This window comes from Streptomyces griseochromogenes, from assembly GCF_001542625.1.
In the GTDB taxonomy this organism is placed as follows: Bacteria; Actinomycetota; Actinomycetes; order Streptomycetales; family Streptomycetaceae; genus Streptomyces; species Streptomyces griseochromogenes.
Window position 1 is genome coordinate 3,767,571 of sequence record NZ_CP016279.1, and the last position, 19,488, is coordinate 3,787,058.

General features: G+C 71.1%; 11 protein-coding genes. 9 read left to right on the forward strand and 2 right to left on the reverse strand.

From position 1 onward, the window contains the following. The first annotated feature begins 2 nt into the window (after positions 1–2). The 3 genes from AVL59_RS15965 (at position 3) to AVL59_RS15975 (ending at position 7,437) form a co-directional block, all read left to right on the forward strand. On the forward strand, positions 3–5,987 hold the full coding sequence (locus tag AVL59_RS15965; RefSeq protein ID WP_067304455.1) for a hypothetical protein: 5,985 nt from the start codon (positions 3–5) through the stop codon (positions 5,985–5,987). A 654-nt stretch (positions 5,988–6,641) separates the two neighbouring features. After that, the gene (panD, locus tag AVL59_RS15970; RefSeq protein ID WP_067304458.1) at positions 6,642–7,061 is read left to right on the forward strand and encodes an aspartate 1-decarboxylase; all 420 of its coding nucleotides are present in this window, start codon (positions 6,642–6,644) and stop codon (positions 7,059–7,061) included. A gap of 31 nt (positions 7,062–7,092) precedes the next feature. Continuing rightward, positions 7,093–7,437, forward strand: coding sequence for a GNAT family N-acetyltransferase (locus AVL59_RS15975; RefSeq protein WP_067304461.1), 345 nt, complete (start codon positions 7,093–7,095; stop codon positions 7,435–7,437). Between the two features lie 454 nt (positions 7,438–7,891). Here AVL59_RS15975 and gndA read toward each other — a convergent pair whose 3' ends face one another. Next, positions 7,892–9,331, reverse strand: a complete 1,440-nt coding sequence (gene gndA, locus AVL59_RS15980; protein WP_067304464.1) for an NADP-dependent phosphogluconate dehydrogenase — start codon at positions 9,329–9,331, stop codon at positions 7,892–7,894. Positions 9,332–9,613: 282 nt separating this feature from the next. On the opposite strand from gndA, the gene AVL59_RS15985 reads away from it, so the two are divergent. Beyond that, the gene (locus AVL59_RS15985) at positions 9,614–10,786 is read left to right on the forward strand and encodes a transglycosylase family protein (protein WP_067304467.1); all 1,173 of its coding nucleotides are present in this window, start codon (positions 9,614–9,616) and stop codon (positions 10,784–10,786) included. Here the strand turns inward: AVL59_RS15985 and AVL59_RS15990 are convergent. Continuing rightward, positions 10,776–12,014: a DMT family transporter gene (locus tag AVL59_RS15990; RefSeq protein WP_079146722.1), complete on the reverse strand. Its 1,239-nt coding sequence runs from the start codon at positions 12,012–12,014 to the stop codon at positions 10,776–10,778. The two genes, AVL59_RS15985 and AVL59_RS15990, sit on opposite strands and share 11 nt — an antisense overlap. A gap of 228 nt (positions 12,015–12,242) precedes the next feature. On the opposite strand from AVL59_RS15990, the gene AVL59_RS15995 reads away from it, so the two are divergent. From AVL59_RS15995 to AVL59_RS16015, 5 genes are all read left to right on the forward strand, one after another. After that, on the forward strand, positions 12,243–13,001 hold the full coding sequence (locus tag AVL59_RS15995) for a (2Fe-2S)-binding protein (protein WP_067317337.1): 759 nt from the start codon (positions 12,243–12,245) through the stop codon (positions 12,999–13,001). 40 nt (positions 13,002–13,041) lie between these two features. Then, positions 13,042–14,193 carry a glycogen synthase gene (gene glgA, locus AVL59_RS16000; RefSeq protein WP_067304469.1) on the forward strand — a complete coding sequence of 384 codons (1,152 nt, stop codon included), beginning with the start codon at positions 13,042–13,044 and terminating at the stop codon, positions 14,191–14,193. A gap of 51 nt (positions 14,194–14,244) precedes the next feature. Then, entirely contained in the window at positions 14,245–15,465 is a 1,221-nt protein-coding gene (gene glgC / locus AVL59_RS16005; protein WP_067304472.1) for a glucose-1-phosphate adenylyltransferase, read from the forward strand. A gap of 126 nt (positions 15,466–15,591) precedes the next feature. After that, a complete protein-coding gene (locus AVL59_RS16010) occupies positions 15,592–17,913 on the forward strand; it encodes a GH92 family glycosyl hydrolase (protein ID WP_067304475.1) in 2,322 nt (773 codons plus the stop codon). A 144-nt stretch (positions 17,914–18,057) separates the two neighbouring features. Next, positions 18,058–19,389 (forward strand): wax ester/triacylglycerol synthase family O-acyltransferase, encoded by a 1,332-nt coding sequence (locus tag AVL59_RS16015; protein WP_067304477.1) that lies wholly within the window; start codon positions 18,058–18,060, stop codon positions 19,387–19,389. The last annotated feature ends 99 nt before the right edge of the window (positions 19,390–19,488 follow it).

The following is a 19,488-nucleotide window of genomic DNA, read 5'->3' on the forward strand; positions in this document are numbered from 1 at the left end:
GAATGACCGCCAGCTACGCCGTGGTCGCCAAACCACCGTCCTCCCCGCACGGCACACCGGTGGGACTGCTCAAGGAACTCGCCGTAACGCTCGACGGGCTCGGCCAGGTCCTGGACGCCGCCCTCGACGACCTCACGGTCGGCGAGACGGAACTCGCGCTGAATTCCCTCGGCCCCAAGGACCGTCAGGCCATCATGAGAGGTCTCGGCTTCCGCAAGGTCGAGCCGCGGCGCTTCGGGCGCGTGCTCAGCGAGCAGGTGCTCAAGCGGTTGCAGCGGGTGGAGCCGAACCACCACAAGCATGCCGCGTCCCACCTCACCGCCCGGATCATGAACGACATCGATCACGTGATCGTTGAGCACGGGACCGCCGGTACCAGCCCCGGTCTCGTGGACCGCTGGGGCGCGTGCCTGCTCCGCCTGGCGCTCTTCTCCCACCTCCGGGCTTCGGCGCATCACGCTCGACTGCTCGTATGGGCCGCGGAACACGACTGGTTCGGCATGGAGGCGGACGAGGCCGCACTGGGGGCGGTACTCAAGGCCGCTCAGCAGGTGATCGACGCGACTCCCGGGTTCGACCACCTCACCGCGCTGGACGAGGACGCGGCGGCTCAGGAACCACAGCCGACCGCTGCAGTCCCGGCTCCCCGGCGGCCCGATCACATCTCGGCTCCGGAACAGGCCGAGCCCTCAGCACAGCAGGGAGAGCAGCCCCCTGGTGAGGGGTGCTCCCTAGACGATCTGGCCTCGGCCGAGGAGGAGCTCAAGCACGTCGTCGAGGAGGCACGGGGCGCCGCCGACCGCGTGCGTGCCGCCCTGCTGGACGGGTGCCCGCCCACCGACACAGATTTGGTGCCGCTCGCTACCGTCGCCCCGGCGTTCTGCCACGTGCGGGGCGTGCTCTCCGCACTCGGCGTCACCGGGGTCACCGATCGCCTCACCGATGTCCTGAGGTCGATCGACGAGGTTCGTGCACGCGTCGAACGAAAGGAGAGGAACGCCGAGGCCCGTCACGTGGTGGAGACAGTGACGGCCCTAGGCTGCCCCCCGGGCAGTGCGGTGGCCGCGGTGATCGCGGACGCCAGGCAGAGCGCGGAGGCACTGCTCGCGAAGCAGGAGTGGGACGAACAGGACGACGCGTGCGCACACATTCTCACGCTGCTGGTGCGCCTCGCCGGCATGAAAGACCGGTCCGACGCACAGCAGGAGATCATCGAGCTCCAACAGCAGTTGTCGGTTGCACATCCCCCGTACGCTGTGGCCGCCGTCCTGTACCAGCAGATCACGCTGACCGAGCACAGGACCCCCCATCCCGACACGGCCGCCGCCCCGCATGAGGAATCCGCCGAGGTTCCCGAGGCGTCGGAACAGGCCATATCCCCGGAGGCGGCCACCGCCGCGCAGGCTGACACCGGCGTGCCTGAGACGCAGGACCACAGCACCGCCAATTCCGTCCAGGTCGAGCGACCTCCCCGGTCCGCTGAGACCGCCGAGCAGCAGCCCGCGCCGAATCGGCGGGTCATCGGCGACCTCGCGGTGACCGCGGCTGTCGACGCCACCACGGGTGCTCCCGACGGCATGGGAACGAAGGGCATCGAACCCTTCCTCGCCCGGCTCATCGCCGAGAAGCGCTTCGGGCTTGCCGCCCACCTGTCGCAGGCCGCCGACCGTCCGGACACCGAGTCCGCGGTCCTGTGCCTGGCCGCCGCGGCGACACTGCTGCACTCCAGGACCGGCCGAGCGGCTCAGGTCATCGAGGAGGCGCTGCACGAGTGGGAGGCCCGTAAGGAGAGCGACAGCGACGCGCTGTCCCTGCTCCTGCTGCCCACGCTGGTCCGGGCAGCCCTCGTGACGGGTGCGCCCGTGGTCGGTGCGCAGCTGAGGGCGCTCACCCCGCAACTGCCCGATGCCCTGCACGAGGTGGCCGCCATGGTGGCGGAACGCGCACTGCAGGGCGCACTGCTCATCGCGCCGCCCCATGCCGTTGTCGCCGATGTCTCCCACACCGAGGGCGAGCTGCGCGCAGCCGTGGACGCCTGCCAGGCTCTGCTCACCGTACCTCGGTTGCGTTTCCAACGGGCCAGCGCCATGGCGCAGCGCTGGCTGGCGCCGACCGGCCTGCTCGGCAGCGTGCTGACTGCCATCGTGGCCGGGGCCCCGGACGCCGAGTACCTGGTCGACGAGCTGCTGGAGAACCTCGCCCGCCGAGCTCAGGTCGAGGCGGCGATCGACGAGATGGACGCTGTGCTGCGTGGGCCGGGCGGTCGTGGCATCCAGGGGTCGGGCCGCAACAACGTCCGCCACTGCCTCGAGCGCGTCCGGGACGCTGTACGGCAGTGGCGTGCGGTCAAGCGCGACCTGGAAGCAGGACGCGCGGAGGAGAACGTGTGGGCGTTCCAATCCGTCGCATCCCTGCGCCTCTCCCTCCTCGGCCTGCGCGAACGGGTCGCCGACGACCTCACCGCGGCCGAACGCAGCTCCGACGTCCTGGCGAAAGCCGCTGCCTACGTGGCGCGGGACCTGTTTGCCGAGGTCTTCGACGGGCTGGATGCGAACAGTCGACCGGTCGAGACGGGAGCCGAGCCGGACGTTCAGACGGTTCTGGAAGCCGAGCTCCACAAGGCCGAGCCGGCCGTGCCGGGCGAGAAGCCGACCTTGCACGGCTTGCTGAAGGCAGTGGACCGTACCTGGGACGACGCGATCGAGCAGCAGCTCGCCCGTGACGAATTCGGCGTGATTCGCACCATCACGGACCTCGCGGACTTCGACGTCCTTCCTGCGGCCCACACCTTGTCGCTCTCGGAGGAGCGTCGCGCACACCTCAGCGCGTTCGAGAACGAGCGCCGCGCGGCGCTCGCCGAGAAACAGCGGCAACTGGCTGCCCGGCTCCGTCGGTCCCAGGCCGACGAGGCACTCACGGTCGAGCAGGACGTCAGCCTCCAGGAACTGCTCGCGGACGCCCGAGCACACCTGGAACACGACCGGCCGGGCGCGCTGGCCGCGGTCCGCCGCAACCTCGACCGAGTCGAGGATCTGCTGCCCCGCTACCGCGAGGAAGCCGCCGACCGGCTGCGCGCCCGCCTGGCCGCGCTGACGGACGTGAGCGCGGAGAACCGCGAACGAGTCCTGCGCAATCTGGACACCGACAGCCTGGCCACCGCGGCCGAACTCGTCTACTTCCTCGAACTGGGCGAACCGGTACCGGAGATCAGGTCCGAGGACTCGCACCTGGAGGCGTTCTTCCCCGCCGTGCCGGACTCGCTGCCGGGCGGCATCGACGCTGAGCTGATCGCGGCCGTCCGCGCCCGTGGCCGGTACGGCGACCGCGCCGTGCTGGACTATGCAGGACTCTCGGAGGAGGAGGCCGAACGGGCCGCCGCGGCGCTGAAGTTGTGGAGCACGCTCGCCGCGACGAAGGACCGTATCAACATCAATCCGCGCGAGAGCCTCAATCCGGCGCTGGCGCTCGTCGGATACGAGGCCCGGCGCGCACGGCCTCTGGACGATCTGCCGCGCGGCAAGGACTACCGGTTCTTCGAACTCGCGCCCGTGCACGTCACCGGCCGTGCCTGGGCACCTGCCTTCGGATCGCAGATCAAGGACCGCGGCGGCAAGCTCCGCACCCTGCTGATCTGGGGCCGGCCCGCGGCCAAACTGCTCATCACCCGCGCTCTGCAGGACCCCGACGAGAGCAGTCTGCTCGTCGTCCACTTCGGGACGCTGGACAGCAGAACCCGTAATGAGCTGGCCGTCGCCTCCCAGGACACCAAGCCGATCATGGTGGTGGATGACGCCGCGCTGGCCTACCTCATCGCGCACGGCAACCGGCGGGTAGACGCCACGACCGAGACGCTGCTTCCGTTCTCCGCGGTGAATCCGTACATCAAGGAGAAGCGGGGCCAGATCGGCCGGGAGATGTTCTACGGACGGGACCGCGAGCGCAAGAGCATCCACGACCCGGCGGGGACCCAGATCCTCTACGGCGGCCGGGGTCTCGGCAAGTCGGCCCTGCTCGCCGACGCGGGGGACCGCTTCGAGGAACAGCGGCCGGGGGCCTACCGCAAGCTCTACCTCAACCTGGACAAGATCGGCATCGGCCGGGGCACCGCACTCGGTGCCGAGGCCATCTGGCCCACGCTCGACCAGGAGCTGATCAGGCAGGGAGTTTTGGAGGAGCCCCGACGCCGGGGCCCACAACAGGAATCATGGCAGCGGGTCACCGACGGGATCGCCCGGTGGCTCGCTCAGGATCCCGACCGGCGGTTGCTCATCCTCCTCGACGAGTGCGACCGCTTCTTCGAGGCAGACGTCCCCGAGTGCACGGAGACCCGCCGGCTGCGCGGTCTGGGCGAGGACTCGCGCGGCCGGGCCAAGGTCGTGTTCGCCGGTCTGCACTCGGTGCAGCGCTTCACCAGGCTCGCCAGGAACGGCCCGTTCAGCCACCTGGCGCAGACCCCGACGGTCGTGGGACCGCTCGCCCCACAGTTCGCCGCCGACCTGATCGTGCACCCGATGCGTGCGCTCGGCTTCGAGTTCGCCGACGTCGACCTCGTCAACCGCGTGCTCGGCTTCTGCTCGTACCAGCCCTTCCTGTTGCAGATCTTCGGCAGCCGGATGGTGCAGGTCATGCAGGACAAGCGGGCGCGCGCACCACTCGCGCCGCCTCCGTACACGATCGAGGAGTTCGATGTCGACGCGGTGGAACAGGACACCTCGCTGCGCTCGGACATCACCGCGGCCTTCAAGGACACCCTCGCCCTCGACGACCGCTACCACGTCATCGCCAATGTGCTTGCCCAGCACGCCCGGGACAACGGTCTGGAAACCCGCCTCAGTGACAGGGAGCTACGGGAGGAATGTGCCGGCTGGTGGCCCCGCGGCTTCGAGCACCTGGACAGCGAGGGTTTCCGTGCCTATCTGCAGGAGATGGTCGGCCTCGGTGTCCTGGCGCCGAACAACGACGGGCAGGGCTGGCATCTGCGAGGGCCCAACGCGCTGCGCATGATCGGTACCGCCCAGGAGATCGAGGCGCGGTTGCTGCGGGCGGAGACAGAGTCCCGGCTTGAGGAGACCGTTGTCCTGGAGAGCCGTCCGGACCTCTACGACGGCAGGTCCGCCCCGCTCACCGTCAACCAGATCGACTACCTGCTGGGCGAATACGTGAACCAAGTCCGCGTCGTTCTCGGTACACAGGCGACCGGCGTCGCCGATGTGGAACGGACCCTGCGTGAGGTGACGGGCAGGGTGGCGGGATGGTCCGTGCCCGCGATCGGAAGCGCCAAGACGTTCCGCAAGGAGCTCGCCGCCGGCCGCGCGGGCGAGCGGCGACTGCTCATCAGCGATCTCTCGCTGGGCAGCGAGAAGTCCTGCCGGGAGTCCTTCGACCTGGCCAGGGCAGTGCTGCCCGAGGCCGCCGAGGCGACCCGCTCCGTGGTCCTCGTGTCGGGTGTGGAACAGCTCGGCTTCTGGTCCGGCCTCCTCACCGGTCCCGACGCCGACCACGACACCATCGTGGTGCTGCGCCGGCATGACCTGCGCAGCCTGAAGGACTGGACGCAGCGCCACAGCCTGTGCGAGACGGAGGAACGGCTGACGCGCCTGGCGGAGGCGACCGGTGGCTGGCCGTACCTGCTGGACAAGGCGCTGCAGCTGCGTGATCGCCGACCGGACCAGGACCGGGTGCTGGCGGACCTGACGTCGTGGCTGGGGCAGAGCAGCGGCGCCGAACAGTTCGTCGACGCCGTGGGGCTGCTGGAGAACGACACCCTCAAGGCCGCGTACGACGGGGTCGTCGAGCAGCTCGGTACCGATTGGCATGACGACGCCTACCTCGTCACCGCGGCCGAGATGGCCGGTCTCTCGTCCGGGGAGGCACGCGAGGCCGTCGTCTGCCTGGAAGCCCTCCAGGTGTTCGACCGGGACGGGACGCGCCTGCGCGTGGAGCCGGTTCTCCATACGGCGCTGGGCGCACTTGGGGCCAACGTCTGACCAACCGGGTGGGGCCGGGGTTGCGCCTGGCCCCACCGAGACTCGGCCGGCACACCCGCGTCCTGTCGGCGGCCACAATCGGAGTACCGACGGGGCGATCTACTGTTGACCTTTTCCAGCTCGCTGCCGAGCTTGCTTTGCCATGGGAGACCCTTGGCGCTGATAGTGATGACCGGGGAGAGGGTTAAGCATTCGGTCGGCCCCGTCGTGGCAACGGAACGAGACGGCTCACTGGTCGCGAAGAGCGTCGGTGGCTTCGCGGTCCTGAACTGAAGGTTTTGGGAAGCTACTGGCACGACGCGAAGGCCGTGCGCCTGACGTCGGCTGTGTGAGCTCCTCGCGAATCTTGCGGGCTGCAGTGCGTGCGCCCGGGGCAGCGAGTCATCCTGTGACCCACATGCACCTGATGAGGCGTCAGGTAGGTCAGTATCTGGTCAGCATCAGTTCCCGAACATCCTGAAAAGACTGTCCGAACAGGCACCCGGTCGGTGGCGTCACAACAGCCTGGTTGGCGCGGAGGCCCAGGCGGGGAGCCCTGTCTCAACGAGAAGCGATGTTCCTCGCAATCGTCGACTTCGACGCATGCCCGTGTAGAGTGAAGACCGCCCTTGACCTGCAAAAAGCCGGCAGGGAGCCGTCTTCCAGGAGTCCAAAGTGCTGCGTACTCTGTTCAAGTCCAAGATCCATCGTGCCACCGTCACCCAGGCCGACCTGCACTATGTGGGATCCGTGACCATCGACGCCGATCTCCTCGACGCCGCCGACTTGCTGCCCGGTGAACTCGTGCACATCGTGGATATCACCAACGGCGCTCGCCTGGAGACGTACGTCATCGAAGGCGAACGCGGCTCCGGGGTCATCGGGATCAACGGGGCGGCCGCCCACCTCGTGCATCCCGGCGACCTGGTGATCATCATCAGCTACGCTCAGGTCACCGACGCCGAGGCGCGCGCGTTCAGGCCGCGGGTCGTGCATGTCGACGCCGCCAACCGGATCGTCGCACTCGGTGCCGACCCGTCCGAGCCGGTTCCCGGCTCGGACCAGGAGCGCAGCCCGCAGGCCGTAACGGCCTGACCGGCGGACCACGACCAGGAGCGTGCGTGCCATGAGCGAGATCGAGATCCGTGACGACCGGGCGGCGGGCCGCCTGGAGGCCCTCGGCAACGGCGAAGTCGTCGGCCACATCGAGTACTTCGTCCTCGAATCGCCCGCGCGCGCCCTGGTCCCGGTCCACACCATCGTGGAGCCCGCCCACGAGGGCAAGGGCATCGCGGGCTCCCTGGCACGCGAGCTGTACGCCGTCGCCGAGCGCGAGGGCGTCCCGGTCGCCCCGCTGTGCCCGTACGTCGTCAAATGGGCCGAACGCCACCCCGAGACGGCCCCGCCGGCCGACCCGGAGCTGCTCGCGGCCGCGAAGGACTGGCTGCGCGCCCACCCGGGACGGTTCTGACACGGGCGCCGGGCCCGGCGAGGGGGCACGGGTGAGTGGCCCAGCGGCGCCCGGGTACGCGGGGGAGTAGTCCAGAGGCGACGTCCAGCGACCGCCCGGAGGCTCTCATGACGCACCCGTACCCCGACCCCGCCCAACCGGGACCGCCCCCGTCCCCGGCCCCGCCGGAGCCCTACCCCACCCCGGTCCCACCCCCCGAACCGAGCCCGGCCCCGGAGCCCCCACCGCCTCCGCCGGTCCCCGGCCCGCCCCCACCGGAGCCCTCTCCGTCCCCGATCCCACCGGGCCCCGAGCCCGTACCGAACCCGGAACCCGGCCCACCCCTCACCGCGCCCCGAAAAGGGGCGCGGGACTGTGCCGATGGGCGGCTCCGCCGCGTGGGCGCGACCAGCCGCGACGAACCCGCACTCGCGCGACGACGGTCCCCCCGCCCCTCTGGGCGCACATCGCGCCCCTAGGCGGAAACCTCACTCCGGTCCCCACCCCACAACGTGTGGAACGCCCCCTCCTGGTCCACCCGCCGATACGTGTGCGCACCGAAGAAGTCCCGCTGCCCCTGCGTGAGCGCCGCGGGCAGCCTCTCCGCCCGCAACGCGTCGTAGTACGCCAGCGCCGCCGCGAAGCCCGGCGTCGGCACGCCCTGCCGAGTCGCCGCGATCAGGACCTCGCGCCAGTCGTCCTGCGCGGCCGCGATCTCCTGCGCGAAGGTCTCGTCCGACAGCAGGCTCGGCAGATCGGCGCGGGCGTCGTACGCGGCGCGGATGCGGTCCAGGAAGGCCGCCCGGATGATGCAGCCGCCGCGCCAGATCGCGGAGACGGCACCGAGGTCGATGTCCCAGTCGTACTCCTCGCTGCCCGCCGCGATCTCGTGGAAGCCCTGCGTATACGAAACGATCTTGGACGCGTACAGCGCCTGCTCCACCCGGTCGGCGAACGCGGCCGCCTCCGACCCGCTCAGCGCGGTCGGCTTCGGCCCGGCCAGGTCCCGCGAAGCGGACCGCAGCGCCGCGTGCCCGGACAGCGACCGGGCGAACACGGCCTCGGCGATGCCGGACACCGGCACGCCCAGGTCCAGCGCGATCTGGACCGTCCAGCGGCCGGTGCCCTTCTGCTCGGCCTGGTCGACCACCACGTCCACGAACGGCTTGCCGGTCGCCGCGTCCACGTGGGACAGCACCTCGGCGGTGATCTCGATCAGGTAGGAGTCCAGGCGGCCGGTGTTCCAGGTGCGGAAGATGTCCGCGATCTGGGCGGGGGAGTACCCGGCGACGTCCCGCAGCAACTGGTAGGCCTCGCCGATCAGCTGCATGTCGGCGTACTCGATGCCGTTGTGCACCATCTTCACGAAGTGACCGGCACCGTCCGGGCCGACATGGGTCACGCAGGGCGCCCCGTCCTTGGCCTTCGCCGAGATCTTCTCCAGCATCGGACCGAGGGAGTCGTAGGACTCCTTCGGTCCGCCCGGCATGATGCTCGGCCCGTGCAGCGCGCCCTCCTCGCCGCCGGAGACGCCCATGCCGACGAAGTGGATGCCCTGCTCGCGCAGCGCCTTCTCACGGCGGCGGGTGTCCGCGAAGTGCGCGTTGCCCCCGTCGATGATCATGTCCCCGGGCTCCAGGAGCGGGGCGAACTCCTCGATCACCGCGTCCGTCGGACCACCGGCCTTGACCATGATGACCAGCCGACGCGGCCGCTCCAGCGCCGCCACGAACTCCTCGGCGGTCTCGGCCGCGATGAAGTCCCCCTCGGTGCCGAACCCCTCCACCAGCGCCTTCGTCCGCGACACCGTACGGTTGTGCACGGCGACCGTGTAGCCGTTGCGCGCGAAGTTCCGGGCGAGGTTGCGGCCCATGACCGCAAGACCCGTGACGCCGATCTGCGCTGAAGTGCTCATACCGCCTGCTCCCTAGCTGCCTCGTGACTACGGCTCCGTCAGTACGGGCCCTCGCCCATCCTGACGTGCCGTTCCGGCGAGCGCACATCCGACCCGCCACGTATGTCTACGGACGGAAGGCGCTCGTCGCCTCAGCGTGGCCGCCGCTCGCGGCCGATCCCGTCAAGGAGGGCCGCATCCCAGCCATTTGGTGTCCGCAGGCGGCCGATTTGCCGTCTTGTCATGGCCTGTTCGCGGCGCTTACTTTTGCCGCTCCTGACGCATGTCGAGGGGAATTCGGACATGGCCGTACGCGGCCGGCATCGCCGGTACCAGCCGAACAGGCTCAACCGCGCCTCACTCACCGTCACGGCGGGCGGCGCCGGCCTCGCGATCCCGCTGGTCGCCGTCGGTACCGCCGACGCCGCCGACGCCTCCACCTGGAACAAGGTGGCCGCCTGCGAGTCCAGCGGCAACTGGAGCATCAACACCGGCAACGGCTTCTACGGCGGGCTGCAGTTCACGCGGTCCACCTGGGAGGCCTACGGCGGCACCCGCTACGCGCCGCGCGCCGATCTCGCCTCCAGGGACCAGCAGATGGCCGTCGCCGAGAAGGTCCTCGACGGGCAGGGGCCGGGCGCCTGGCCGGTCTGCTCGGTACGCGCCGGGCTGACCCGGGACGGTGCGCCCGAAGTCCACACCGACAGTGCCGCGACCCGCCCGGCCAGGACCTCTTCCGTGCGGGACGTGCAGCCGCAGACGACCCCGCAGTCCCGTGCGGGCAAGGCCGAGATGTACACGGTCGTGCACGGCGACACCCTCTCCGGCATCGCCGGCGAGAACCACGTCCAGGGCGGCTGGCGGCGGCTGTACGCCGGCAACCGCACCACGATCGGCGCCGACCCCGACTTGATACTGCCGGGCCAGCGGCTGAGCCTGCGCGCGACCGGCTCCCCGGCGCCCGGCACCCACACCGGGCACAGCGGCACCAAGGCCAAGCCGCCGAAGAAGAAGACCCCTTCGGAGAAGAAGGCCCAGAAGACCTCCACGCACCACACGTCCACCGGCGGCCACGGACTCGTCGCCCCGGTGACCGCCGCCATCGGCACCGGCTACCACGTGGCGGGGTCGCACTGGTCGAAGGGCTATCACACCGGGGTCGACTTCCTCGTGCCCACCGGCACCTCCGTCAGAGCGGCGGCGGCCGGGCAGGTGGTGGACGCGGGCTGGGGCGGCTCCTACGGCTATCAGGTGGTGATCCGGCACGCCGACGGGCGCTACACCCAGTACGGGCACCTGTCGGCCATCTCCGTGCGCGTGGGACAGAGCGTGTCCACGGGCCAGCGCATCGGCCGCTCCGGGGCCACCGGAAACGTCACGGGCCCGCATCTGCACTTCGAGGTGCGGACGGGGCCCGGCTTCGGTACGGACATCGACCCGGTGGCCTATCTCCGGGCCGGCGGCATCAGGATCTGACCCGCGCGTGCTGCCGGTCCGGGACCGGCAGCACCACATGGAAGCTCGCGGACAGCGGGAGGTACGACATCGGGACGGCGTAGGCGGCGGCCGGTGAGCCGCCGTCGCCCTGCGCCCCGCGGACGCCGCCGGGAGCCGGTACGAAGTCGGGAGCCGACGGTACGAGCATGTCCCCGAGGACGTTCTCCAGGCCGAAGCCGTCCGTACGCCGCGTGTCCTCCAGCGCAAGGCGGTCCGGCAGGGCGTTGTCGGCGGCGGGCTCGTCCAGGAGCTCCCCGTCCCTCTCGTCAGGCTGCGGCTTCCGCGCCGGCTCCACCGCCGCGCGCTGCTGGGGCAGGGCCACGAGCACCTCACCGGCACCGGCGGACTCGGCCTCCGGCACCGGCTCCGCGGCCGGAGCGTGCTCCAGGCGCTCCGTCGTCAGCAGGATCAGGCCGCCCCCGGCCACCACGCCGCAGCCCAGCGCGAGCACGGTGCCCGTGGTGCCGTAGCTGAACGTCTCGCCGAACATCAGGATGCCGACCGCTGCGGCCAGCACCGGGTTGACCACCGTCAGCGTGGCCAGCGGCGCGGCGAGGCCACCGCCCCGGTACGAGGCCTGGGACAGCAGGACGCCCGCGGCCGCGAACACGCCGATGACCGCGAGCGAGGGCACCTCGCCGAGGCTGATCCCGTTGTCCCAGTCGACCGCGACGGTCTTGGTGAAGACCGACGACATGCCGAAGGCTATGCCGGCGCCGGTGGCGAGCAGCACGCTGCGCACGGCCGGGTGCCGGTGCGCGGCCCGGCCGGCGATCATCAGGGCCACGACCGCCCCGCCGGTGACCAGCGCGACGGCCACCCGCTGGGCCGTGTCCAGGGAGTGCGTGTCGGACGAGCCGACCACGGACAGCAGACCGGCGAGGCCCACCGTGGCCATGATCGCGCCCCGCCAGGCGGTGGCACCGGCCTTGCGGCCGACGAACAGAGCGGCCATGGGCAGGGCGAAGACGATGGTGAGCGCGCCCAGCGGCTGCACCAGGCTCAGCGGGCCGTAGGCCAGCGCCACGACGTGCAGCACGCCGCCGAGGGCGTTCAGCGCCAGCCCGGCCCACCAGCCGACCCGGCGCAGCGGCATGTACGACTCGTCGGGGCAGGACACCGCGACCTGCTCCTGCACGATCGCCCCGCCCGCGTAGGCGACGGCGGAGACGAACGACAGCAGTACGGACAACGCGAGGGCGCTCACCGGCAACTCCTGTGCGTGCGACGGGACCCGTGGGTCCGGTGCGGCGTACGGTCTGCGTTCATAGCGAACACTCTGCCCGCCCGGACCCTTCCCGTCGTCGTCCCTGAGCACGCAATGGGTCCTACTACCGATGGAGTACACCACCCGCACGATCATCCCCAAGGGGGGCGTCCACGGGTGGAGACCCCGACTCCCGGGCCGCGAAGGAGCCTGGTACTAGTGCTTGTCGTGGACCTCGACCCCGATCTCGCCGCACTCCGCCCGCTCGGCGGCTTCTTCGTCCTGCGGACCACCGCCGCCGCGCCGGGGCCGACTTCGAAAACCCTGCCGACTCTCGCGGAGACCTACGCAACGGCGGCATCGGATGTTCACCCCGACGCGCTGACACTCCGCGTCACCACCGTGGCGGCCCGTCTCCACACTCCTGAACTGCGGGTTTCCGCCTCCGTCAGTCAACAGGGCCTCGCCGCCCGGCTGTGGTCCGCGGCCCTCGCCTGCGCCGCCGTGTACGGCCGGGTGCCCGATCTGGACCCCCGGCTGCTGCGCTGGGACGCCACCGCCACGGCGCCCGACGACCTGTGGCTGACCGAGGTCCGCCCGCTTCCCGGGGACCCCGGGGCCGCCGCCGCGCTCGCGGACACCGTGCTGCACGGCCATCTCGAACCCCTAGGGGACGCCCTGAGGGCCCGCTACGGCGTCGCGGCCGGCCTGCTGTGGGGCAACGCGGGCTCGGCGCTGGCCGGCGCGGCCCGCGAACTCGACCGCTGGGCGCGCGCGAACGGCCGTACCGAAGTGGCGGCCCGGGCCCGCGCCCTCACCGACGAACTCTTCGCCCATCCGCTGCTGCGCACCACCGGCTCCCGCACCGGCACGGCCTTCCGCCGCCGCAGCTGCTGCCTGTACTACCGCGTCCCCGGCGGCGGAGTGTGCGGCGACTGCTGCTTCGTCCGTCCTCCGCGCTCTTCCCCGGGCGCCGCATCTGGGTGACCATGAAGGGAACCTGCCGCCGGTACAAGGGGGTTGTCGGGTGCGTGTGGGACTGCTGACCCGGGAGTACCCCCCGGACGTGTACGGCGGCGCGGGCGTCCATGTCGAGTTCCTGGCCCGGGAGCTGACCGATCTGGTGGACCTGGAGGTGCACTGCTGGGGCGAGGGCCGCGGCGTCGGCGTCGTACGCCACCGCCCCTGGTCCGTCCTCGACGGCTCCAACGACGCGCTGCGCACCTTCTCCGTGGACTTGTCCATCGCCGCCGCCCTCGAAGGCCGCGACCTCGTCCACTCCCACACCTGGTACGCCAATCTCGCCGGCCACCTCGCCAAGCTCCTGTACGGCATCCCGCACGTGGTGACCGCCCACTCGCTGGAGCCCCTGCGCCCCTGGAAGGCCGAGCAGCTGGGCGGCGGATACACCCTGTCGAGCTGGACCGAGCGCACCGCCGTCGAGGCCGCGGACGCGGTGATCGCCGTGTCGGGGGCCATGCGGGAGGACGTCCTGGCCTGTTACCCGGCGCTGGACCCGGCGAAGGTCCACGTCGTGCACAACGGCATCGACACGAGCCTGTACCGGCCGCACCGCGGCACCGACGCCCTCTCCCGGACCGGGCTCGACCCCGCGCGTCCCTACGTCCTGTTCGTCGGCCGGATCACCCGCCAGAAGGGCGTGCCCCATCTGCTGCGCGCGGTACGGGACATCGACCCGGGCGCGCAGGTCGTGCTCTGTGCGGGAGCACCCGACACCCCGGAGATCGACCGCGAGTTCCGGGAGCTGTACCGGGAGCTGAGCCGGGTCCGCGAGGGCGTGTTCTGGATCCCGCAGATGCTGCCCCGCACGGACGTGATCCAACTGCTCACCCACGCGGCCGTGTTCGTCTGCCCGTCGGTGTACGAGCCCCTCGGCATCGTCAACCTGGAGGCGATGGCGTGCGGCACGCCCGTCGTCGCCTCCAGGGTCGGCGGCATCCCCGAGGTGGTGGAGGAGGGCAGGACGGGTCTCCTCGTCGACGTGGACGACGGCTTCGAGGAGGGCCTCGCCCGGGCACTGGACGCCGTCCTCGGCGACCGGGAGACCGCGCGGCGGATGGGGGAGGCCGGACGCGAGCGCGCGGTCGGCGAGTTCGGCTGGGCCGCGGTGGCCCGGCGCACCGCCGGACTGTACGAGGAGATCCTCAAGCAGGCTTAGCGCGGTCCGCTCACGGGCAGCCATGATTCGACGAGGGTGAGGGGAGCGGCCATGCGTCGTGGAGGACCTTCGGTGCTCGGAATCGTACTGGCGGGCGGAGAAGGCAAGCGCCTGATGCCCCTGACCGCGGACCGCGCCAAACCGGCGGTCACCTTCGGCGGCACCTACCGGCTCGTCGACTTCGTCCTGTCCAACCTCGTCAACGCCGACGTCCTGCGCATCTGCGTGCTGACCCAGTACAAGTCGCACTCCCTGGACCGGCACATCACCACCACCTGGCGCATGTCCAGCCTGCTCGGCAACTACGTCACCCCGGTCCCGGCCCAGCAGCGGCTCGGCCCGCGCTGGTACCTGGGCAGCGCCGACGCCATCCTGCAGTCCCTGAACCTGGTCCACGACGAACAGCCCGAGTACGTGGCCGTGTTCGGCGCCGACCACGTCTACCGCATGGACCCGCGGCAGATGCTCCGGCAGCACATCGAGGGCGGCGCGGGCGTGACGGTGGCCGGCATCCGGGTGCCGCGCGCGGAGTCCTCCTCCTTCGGGGTGATCACGCCGGGCTCGGACGGCCTCGGCATCGAGCGCTTCCTGGAGAAGCCAGCCGACCCTCCCGGACTGCCGGACGACCCCGAGCGTGTGTTCGCCTCGATGGGCAACTACATCTTCACCACCAAAGCCCTCATCGAGTCGCTGCACCGTGATGCCGAGGACAGTCAGTCCGTGCACGACATGGGCGGCTCGATCCTGCCCCAGCTGACCGCCCGCGGCGAGGCGCAGCTGTACGACTTCAGCGACAACCACGTGCCCGGCGAGACCAGCCGCGACCAGGGCTACTGGCGGGACGTCGGCACCCTGGACGCCTACCACGAGGCCCATATGGACCTCATCGCCGAGCGCCCCGCCTTCAACCTCTACAACCGCCAGTGGCCCGTCTACACCCACTCCAACCAGCTCTCGCCGGCCCGCTTCAACGCGGGCGGCATCGCGAGCGAGTCCATCATCAGCGCCGGCTGTCTGATCCGCGGTCAGGTCAGCCGGTCCGTGCTGTCCCCGGGCGTACGGGTCGACCCGGGCGCGGTCGTGCAGGGCTCGGTGCTGCACGACAACGTGCGCATCGGCCGGGGCGCGGTCGTCCGCGGTTCCGTGCTGGACAAGAACGTCGAGGTACCGCCCGGCGCGACCATCGGCGTCAACCCGGAGCGGGACGCCGAGCTGTACACCGTCTCCAAAGGCGGGGTGATCGCCCTGGGGAAGGGGCAGGTAGTCCCCTGACGGACGGGTCGTCAGACCGCCCCGGAACGCGACGCGTTTGGTATCACCCTCCCGGAATGCCCGGGTTCGCATCGTTCGGCCTTCACGATGCAGGCAACGATGTCGAACCTTCGGAGGTCATCCGACATGAGAGGGACCCGGCGCACGCGGCTGTGCCTCGCCGCGGTGATGGCAGCGTCCACGCTGATCGCCACCCCTGCCGCACGGGCCGCCGAGCGGACCGACGGCCACCTCACCGACCTGGTCAACCCGTTCATCGGGAGCCAGAACGAGGGCAACACCTTCCCCGGCGCGGCCGTGCCCTTCGGCATGGTCCAGCTCTCCCCGGACACCGGGCACAGCACCGGCTACGACTACACTCAGAACCGCATTCGCGGCTTCTCGCTGGTCCATCTCTCGGGCGTCGGCTGCCGGATCGGCGGCGACCTGCCCGTCCTGCCGACCACGGGCGACGTCACACAGACGGACTACGCCAAGTACGCCGCGGGGTATTCGCACGCGGACGAGGAGGCGAGCCCCGGCTACTACCGCGTCGGCCTCGACTCCGGCATCCGCGCCGAGCTGACCGCGACCGGGCGCACCGGAGTGCAGCGTTTCACCTTCCCCGCCACCGACAAGGCCAACGTCCTGCTGAACGCCTCCCAGTCGCTGCACCAGGCGGTCGGCAGCTCGGTCGAGATCCTCGACGACCACACCGTGCGCACCGAGATCACCGGCCACGGCTTCTGCCGTGACACCGGCCCCTACAGCGTCTACACGATCACCCGCTTCAGCCGGCCCTTCACCGCGTACGGCACCTGGAAGGGCTCCGCGGTCACCGCCGGTGCCCGCACCGGCCCGGGCGGCGCCTACGTCCGCTTCGACGCGACGAAGGACCGTACCGTCGAGGCGACCACCGCGATGTCGTACGTCGACGCGCGCGGCGCCGCCGTCAACCTGCGCGCCGAGGGCGGCCGGTCCTTCGACGCCGTGCGGCAGCGGGCGCGCGAGGAGTGGGAGCGGCGGCTGGACACGGTCGGGGTCCAGGGCGGCGACCCGGCCCTGCGCCGCACGTTCTACTCGTCGCTGTACCGCTCCTTCCTCGCGCCCAACATCGGCAGCGACGCCGACGGCCGCTACACCGGCTGGGACCGCCGGATCCACCGCGCGGAGCGGTTCACGTACTACCAGAACTGGTCGCTGTGGGACACCTACCGCACCCAGGCCCAGCTCCTCGCCCTGCTCGCGCCCCGCGAGGCACGGGACATGGCCCTGTCGGTGGTGAAGGTCGCCGAGGACGGCGGCTGGCTGCCCAAGTGGGGCTACGGTCCGGTCGAGACGAACATCATGAGCGGCGACCCGGTCACCCCCTTCCTGACCACCGCCTACCAGATGGGCCTGCTCAAGGGACTCGAGGAGCGGACCTACCGGGCGCTCAAGAAGAACGCCGACGGCGTGCCGCCCGCGGCCTACCCGGGCATCGGCCGTGAGGCCAACGCCGAGTACATCGCGCACGGCTTCGCGCCCTACGACAAGGACCGCCCGTACGCCAAGATGGGCGACTCCGACTACCGGCACGGTGCCTCCGTCACCCTGGAGTACGCCCTGGCCGACGCGATGCTCGCCCAGATGGCCCGCGGCCTCGGCCACTCCGCGGACGCCGCCCGCTATGCCGCCCGGGCGCAGAACTACCGGAACATCTTCGACCCCTCCACCGGCTTCTTCCGCGCCAAGGACGCCGCCGGCGCCTTCACCGGCTCGGCCGACCCGGCCCGCGGCATCGGCTTCCACGAGGGCACCGCGTGGCAGTACCAGTGGCTGGTCCCGCAGGACCTGCCCGGCATGGTCGGCCTGATCGGCGGCGAGCACGCGGCCAACGCGCGCCTGGACACGTTCTTCGCCTACGACAAGCTGCTGGCCGACCCCGCGAAGACCGCGCGCGAGGTGTGGGTGCACGGGAACGCGTACGACTACTACAACGCCGACAAGTACAACCCGATGAACGAGCCCGACCTCATCGCGCCGTACACCTACCTGTCCACGGGCCAGCCCTGGAAGACCACGGACGTGGTCCACGCGGCCCTGACCCTCTTCACCGACGGGCCCACCGGCATGACCGGCAACGACGACCTCGGCACCATGTCCGCCTGGAACGTGCTGTCGTCGATCGGGCTCTTCCCGATCCAGCCCGGTTACGACACCTGGGGGCTGTCCACTCCGGTCTTCGACCGCGTCGACCTCACACTGGACCGCCGCTTCTGGCCCGGCGGCGGGCTGACGGTCACCGCGCCCGGCACCTCGGCCACCGACCGCTACGTCCAGTCCGTCCGCACCGACGGGAAGGCGCACACCCGGACCTATCTGACGACGGGCGCGCTGCGCTCCCTGCGCACGCTCGCCTTCACGGTCGGCTCGCGCCCGTCCGAGTGGGGTACGTCACACCAGGCGGTGCCACCGGTGCTGAAGTGACCTCAGATGTCTCATGAGTCCCGCCCCTCTCGGAGGGGCGGGACTTAATCTGCTGTTAACTGAGCGTAGCCTGATCGTACTTGACCGTAATCGTCTCTCGGGGATTGACTGCTCATCCATCCGTCGTCGACGCGAGGCAAGCCCTTGACTTCCGACCTGCTCGCACCCCTCGACCTGGCCTTCTGGAACATGGAGTCCGACCGGCACCCGATGCACCTCGGCGCGCTCGGCGTCTTCACCGCGCACTCGCCCACCGCGGGCGCCCACGCCGCCGATCTGCTCGCCGCCCGTGCCGCCGCCGTGCCCGGTCTGCGCATGCGCATCCGCGACGTCTGGCGGCCCCTCGCCTTCGGCGGTGCCGCCCGTGAGAGCGACCCGGACTTCGACCCGCTCAACCATGTGCGGCTGCACGCCCCGACCGCCGACTTCCACGCGGTCTCGGGCCGGTTGATGGAACGCCCGCTGGAGCGCGGCCGGCCGCCGTGGGAGGCGCATGTGCTGCCCGGCGCGGACGGCGTCTCCTTCGCGGTGCTGTTCAAGTTCCACCATGCCCTCGCCGACGGGCTGCGCGCGCTCAAGCTCGCCGCCGGCGTCCTGGACCCGGTCGACCTGCCCGAGCGCGGCCCGCGCGCCATCGAGCCGCCGCGCGACCTGCTGTCGGACGTGCGCCGCCTGCCCGGACTGCTTCCCGGGCTGGTCAAGGGCGCGCTGTCCGATGTGGGCCGGGCCCTGGACATCGGCGCCTCGCTGGCCCGGTCCACCTTCGGCATGCGCCCCTCGTCCGCGCTGACCTCCGCGCCCAGCGGCACCCGCCGCACAGCCGGGGTCGTCCTGGACATCGACGACGTCCACCGGGTGCGCAAGAGCGTCGGCGGCACCGTCAACGACGTCCTCATCGCCGTCGTCGCCGGCGCCCTGCGCCGCTGGCTGGACGAACGCGGTGACGGCAGCACGGGCGTGGCGCCCCGCGCCCTCATCCCCGTCTCCCGGCGCCGCCCGCACACCGCCCACCCGCAGGGCAACCGGCTCTCCGGGTACCTGATACGGCTCCCGGTGGACGACCCCGACCCGCTGCGCCGCCTCGACACCGTCCGCACCGCGATGATCCGCAACAAGGACGCGGGCCCGAACCGGGGCGCCGGCGCCGTCGCGCTGCTCGCCGACCATGTGCCCGCCCTCGGCCACCGGCTCGGCGGACCGCTGGTCGGCCAGGCCGCCCGGCTCTGGTTCGACATCCTGGTCACCAGCGTGCCGTTGCCCGGACTTGGGCTAAAGCTCGGCGGCAACCAGCTCACCGAGGTCTACCCCTTCGCCCCGCTCGCCCCGGGCCAGTCCCTGGCGGTCGCGATCTCCACGTACCGCGGCCGGGTGCACTACGGGCTGGTTGCCGACGCGCAGGCCGTGCCCGACCTCGATGTGTTCGCGCGCGCGGTGACGGTCGAGGTGGAGACGCTGCTCGCGGCCTGCCGGGTGTGAGCTGATCGGGTTTGGCCCTGAGGCGGGACGCTCCGTAAAATTCCCCGTTCGAAAGCGGGCGCGAGTCGGAGCGCTGCGCGGGTGATCAGGGAAGCGGCA

Bases quoted from the DNA above. Each gene is read 5' to 3' on its own strand.
- AVL59_RS15965 (WP_067304455.1), top strand. From the start codon at position 3: ATGACCGCCAGCTACGCCGTGGTCGCCAAACCACCGTCCTCCCCGCAC.
- AVL59_RS15975 (WP_067304461.1), top strand. From the start codon at position 7,093: ATGAGCGAGATCGAGATCCGTGACGACCGGGCGGCGGGCCGCCTGGAG.
- gndA (WP_067304464.1), bottom strand. From the start codon at position 9,331: ATGAGCACTTCAGCGCAGATCGGCGTCACGGGTCTTGCGGTCATGGGC.
- AVL59_RS15985 (WP_067304467.1), top strand. From the start codon at position 9,614: ATGGCCGTACGCGGCCGGCATCGCCGGTACCAGCCGAACAGGCTCAAC.
- glgC (WP_067304472.1), top strand. From the start codon at position 14,245: ATGCGTCGTGGAGGACCTTCGGTGCTCGGAATCGTACTGGCGGGCGGA.
- AVL59_RS16010 (WP_067304475.1), top strand. From the start codon at position 15,592: ATGAGAGGGACCCGGCGCACGCGGCTGTGCCTCGCCGCGGTGATGGCA.